A 5,294-nucleotide genomic window follows, 5' to 3' on the forward strand; every position below is an offset into this window, starting at 1 on the left:
TGTAGCTCCTTTCAACCCCTTTATTATTATCAACAAGGAGCGAGAAAAGGAAGTACACTTACCATATAGAAGCATAACCAGTTTAGGAAATCAAAGCTATGTTTTTACCGGTGATAACAAAGACATTGATGGAAATTTCATATCTGAAAACGGATATCCCTGGGCAATTAGTATTATTCATGATTTTAAAGTGCCAAAAGAGAAGGTAGATATTACTTCTGCCTATAATTTCTTTGGTGCTTGGGCTGAATCAGGAGGTGCTGCTTATGAAGATTGGTACAAAGATAATCCCGGTAATAGAAATGAAGATTTGATTGAATAAGTCTGGATTAAATAAATAGCCTTTGATCAATGGGGATTGCCCCAAAGGGTGTTAGAATTATAAATGGTTCCTCACATTTGAGAAAGCTTATTTAATGTTTTGTCGATAATAAAATAACAAAATACAATATCACCGTAAAACACCCCGGGAGGAATTCTTTTCGGGGTGTTTTTATTTGATTTCAAAACGTTCTGTTCAATAAATATGTGAATAAAAAAGGGTTTACCGAAAGCTATTTCGGTAAACCCTATATCATTGTTAGTGGAAAAATAGAATTTTAATAAGGTATATTGGTCCCTTGGAGTAACCACATTTTTGAGCGGCTATCATCATTTGAAGGCACCTGAACAAATTCAGATTTCTCTAATCTCTCCACAGCCTCATTGTATTTTTCAACATTTTGTGGATCCGGAGGAGTAGGTGTATCATAGTGATACCTGATAGGAATGGCAGGTTGAGCTGCATCTACCGGAGGTACAAAATCCGGATAACCTGTTCTTCGCCAATCAAACCAAGGCTCTGCTCTAAAGAACATGGAAATGTATTTTTGCGTCATAATGCGCTCATGTTTATTGGTGGCCTCACTCAAGTCAATTTCATCCTGACTGTAAAATGCTTCAAAATCAAATCCCCCTACATAGTCACCAAATATTCCCCATTCATCCATAGATGCTTCAATCGCCTTTTTATAATGACCTTCTGCATCACTGGCACCAAATGCTCCAATGGCTGCAGCTTCTGCCAATATAAATTCAACTTCAGAATAGGTGATGATATCCATGCCCACATATTGGTTGGCATTTTGAAAATATATCTCACTAAGCCGACTATTAAACGGAGTAGTTTTGGGTTCCACTGAAGTTGCTTGAGGACCGGCATTGTAAGCTGTCCATGATGCCTGGCTACCCACCGGTAATCCTACGTACAAACTTGTATCCAGATCATCATAACCACTAGGGTAGGGCAGTACCTCAACAGGGAAGGTTTGTCCCAATGGATCGGTATATTGGATGGTTGTGGCAGTACCAATTTCTTTATCCCATTTCTTTTCAACAGGTCTTAACCACCTATACAACCTTGGATCATTTTGATCTCGTAAAGAGTTAAGAAAGCCTAAGCCCATTCTTCTAGCGTAAGTAATTTCAGAAGACCTAAATTGCCCTCCTCGAAAAGAAGTAGCTGCAGAATTTCCAAGATATTCCAGAACAGCATTGTCATCAGAACTTGTGAAAACATTTTGTGCTGCATCCTGAAACTCAGCATCTAAATCAATACTTAGTTCATTTCTTTTGTTATTTAATAACAAACACATTCTGATTCTGAGCGAATTAATAAACTTCACCCATTTATCCTTGTCTCCGTTGTATAACAGGTCATAGCCATCCAATACAGGTACTTCAGATCCGGGGATCCCTTCAATCATATTTTTTGCAGTTTTCAAATTGACCAAGAGTGTTTCATAAATCTCTTTTTGCTGGTCATATTTAGGGAAAACAATGCCTTCTTCCAGCTGATTGGTTTCTGAAAAGGGCACATCACCATAAATCTTTGTAGCTAGATCTATAAGTCCGGCTTGATATACCAAAGCTACCGCCTCAGTAAAAACGTTTTCTTGCTCTACACTAAGATCAGCCATGGCTTGAACATCTACTAAATTAGAGTAGATCGTTCCCCAGGGACTACTTTGTCCCGGCGTCCAATACAGGGCATTTAATTCTTCTGATTTATAACCATCTCCCACTTGGTAATACTGCAACAAGGAAGGAATCCTTGATCCCCAATAGCCAAATTCACTATAGGTATTAGCAAAATTATAAGTACTTGTAGTCAATAGGAAGTTTGGATCAACTTCGTTTACATCATTGGGACTTACATTCAATTTATCAAAATCACTACAAGAGTTTAAAATTGGAATGAATGCAATGGATAATATTATTATTATAATTTTCTTCATGATCAATGTTATTAAAAGCCAACATTTAATTTCACCCCTAAGCTGCGGGTACGTGGAATCACAGAGTAAAACTCATACCCTGGTTCATTCCTATTTCCTCTGGCGGTATAGGCAGTTTCAGGATCGATGAATACATTGTGCTTGGTCCACATAAATAAATTTTGTCCTAACAGGGATAATGACATATTTTGCAGGTTAAATTTATTTACGATAGCCTTAGGAAATCTATAGGTAATGGATACCTCTCTTAACTTCACATAAGTTGCACTATACAGGTTAGCAGATGCCAGGTATCTATCCGCTCCTTTTTGGGCGTTATATGGGCTGAGCCATATTGTTCCTGGACCACCAAAATTCTCAATATAGCCTCCTTGGCCATCTTCTCTAACACCTACATCAAAACTGGCATCATTCACATATACTTTTTCTCCATCTGCGTTAATATAGCTTCTGGCTTCTCTCTGTGCTTCGTCTTGCCATTCAAAACCTCCCTGTTCAGCATCTCGACCTCCAACCCATTCATGCGAAAATTTCTCAGGGTTATCTTTGATTTGCTGTACGATGTCTACGTTGGGGTCATAATCTACACTTCCATTAATATATTCCGGAAACCTGCCATCATTCTTACCTTGCCTCAAAGTCTCTGAATAAAATTGACCTCCTGATCTCCAATCAAAAACTGCAGTAAGGGTAAAGTTTTTGTATTGTACAGTTGGATTAATACCTAATACAAAATCAGGGTTGTAGTTACCAATTTTCTCAAAATTCTCAGGATTTCGATCTCTTTCAGGCTTACCATTGCTGTAAATGATGGCATGACCATAATACTCAGAATTTGGATCTTCCACTTTAAAATAAGGTGCTTGATAAATATCTCCTACCTGATCTCCCGGGTAAGTATAGAAATACGCGTATCCTTTATTATAACCAAAGTATTCAACTCCATCAGCTAGTTCTACAATGGTAGTTCTATTTCTAGTGAAATTTAAACCTAAATCAAATGAAAGATCTTTTTGCCTGATAACAGAGGTTCCAAGCGTGATGTCCCAACCTTTACTTCTTACCAATCCTGCATTGATCAATTTGCTGTTTGCACCTGAAGTAATTGGAGTACTGATACCAAGTACCTGGTTTTTATTGTCCATGGTATAGTAGGTGGCATCTAGTGTCAATCGATTATTGAACAAAGACAGGTCAATACCCACTTCTTGGGATGTAGCTATTTCAGGTTTTAATTGAGCGTTCTTAGCAATCTTATCTATACTGGCTCTTTTGGTATCTCCCCAATCGGCACCAAAATTATAATATCTCTGTAGCTGATAAGGATCTACATCATTACCTACCTGAGCATAACCTGCACGAACCTTGGCAAGGCTAACCCAAGCCGGCATGTCAAACATTTCATTTAACAAGACACTTAGAGAAGCTGAAGGGTAAAAATAGGAGCGGTTCTCTTTTGGCAAGGTACTTGACCAATCATTTCTGGCCGTTAAGTCTAGGTAAACCATGTTTTTATAGCCGATAGAGGTTTGACCAAAAAGGCTGTTCACTTTCTTTTTACTCAAAAAGTTGGTATAAATAACCGAACCCGGTCCTCCATTACTTATGGTATACAAACCGGGAATAACAAGGTTTGTGGTCGAATTATGAATATTTTCTCTATAATTATACCTAAGGTTTCCACCGGCATTGGCTTGAAGGTCAAAATCCCCAAAGGTTGTGTTATAAGAGAAAAGACCCTCCCAGTTTTGTTCCCTAAAACCGGAATTTTGAATATCATAATTTCCTTTCTTTGAATCAACTGTATCCCATGGTCTTTGATTTACTGCTCTCTGGTTCAATTGACTTCTCAAGTATCTTCCTGTAAAGCGCAGGTTTTTGGCAAACTCATAGGCCACTTGTATTTTTGTCATTGCCTGTACACGGTCAAAACTGGTTGTGGCCAACTCTTGCATCAGGTAAGGGTTGTTCCACCTTTCTTTCCAGCGGGTTTGCACAATACCCTCTTGGTTGGGCATCCACCATGTTTCCGGATTGCTATATAGAGACATGTCAACCTGTGGTCCAACAGTTAAAATGGCTCTGGTAGGTGTAAGAAAACCATCATTGACATTTGGTCTATTGCCAGAACTTGACTCATTCAAAGAGGTCATTACTGTCACCTCCAAATTATCAGTCAGGTTCATGGTACCATTGATACTGATGTTGTTCTTTTTCAAATCTACATTTGGCATAATACCTTTATTAAGGTAGTTACCCAAAGAAACACGGAAATTGGCCTTCTCGTAGTTTCCGCTAACACCCACATTGTTTACCTGTGTCCAGCCGTTTTGATAAAAATCCTGCTGACGGTTTATATTGTTTTGATGAGAAACCAATTCAGCCGGGCTATCCTGATTTCTTTGTTGGGCAATAAAACCATTGTCTAGCTTAGGCCCCCAAAATTCATAAGCATCATTTTCAAATACAAATGCACCTTCTTGACCTGAAGCATATTCATTTTGAACAGGAAGATAGGCATATGGAGTATCCATAATAAAGGAAGAATTAAAATCTACTCCTAGACCTTTTTTCTCGCCACCACCTGATTTGGTGGTAATCAATACTACGCCATTGGCTGCACGGGATCCATAAAGAGCCGCAGCACTCGGTCCTTTTAATACGGACATTGATTCTATATCCTCCGGGTTAATGTCTGAAATAGCATTGCCAAGGTCAGCCTGGTTAAATAAGTTGTCCGTGGTATTGTAAACGGGCACACCATCAATGACGAATAAAGGTTGATTGTCTGAATTTAAAGAGGATGCACCTCTAATCACCATATTCATAGAAGAACCTTTAACCCCGTAAGTTTGAGAAATCTGTACACCGGCAATTTTTCCTTGCATGGAGCTAAGTACACTAGCCTGTGGCGTTTTATTCAACTCCTCCCCATCCACTGTTCCAACGGAATACCCCAAGGATTCTTTTTCACGAGAAATACCCAAGGCTGTGATGACTACTTCATTCAGGCCAACA

The 5,294-nt window shown here is 38.8% G+C and carries 3 protein-coding genes; 1 reads left to right on the forward strand and 2 read right to left on the reverse strand.

The window, feature by feature from the left end; genetic code table 11:
* A partial coding sequence (locus AAC037_RS19240) for a DUF4842 domain-containing protein (protein WP_339904883.1) occupies window positions 1-322 on the forward strand: 322 nt, incomplete at its 5' end.
* A 277-nt stretch (window positions 323-599) separates the two neighbouring features.
* On the opposite strand, the gene AAC037_RS19245 is transcribed toward AAC037_RS19240, so the two are convergent.
* Both AAC037_RS19245 and AAC037_RS19250 read right to left on the reverse strand, forming a co-directional pair.
* Window positions 600-2,276 (reverse strand): SusD/RagB family nutrient-binding outer membrane lipoprotein, encoded by a 1,677-nt coding sequence (locus AAC037_RS19245; protein ID WP_339904885.1) that lies wholly within the window; start codon window positions 2,274-2,276, stop codon window positions 600-602.
* Between the two features lie 11 nt (window positions 2,277-2,287).
* A partial coding sequence (locus AAC037_RS19250) for a SusC/RagA family TonB-linked outer membrane protein (protein WP_339904886.1) occupies window positions 2,288-5,294 on the reverse strand: 3,007 nt, incomplete at its 5' end.

The sequence above is a fragment of the uncultured Cyclobacterium sp. genome (assembly GCF_963976465.1).
Classification (GTDB): Bacteria; Bacteroidota; Bacteroidia; order Cytophagales; family Cyclobacteriaceae; genus Cyclobacterium.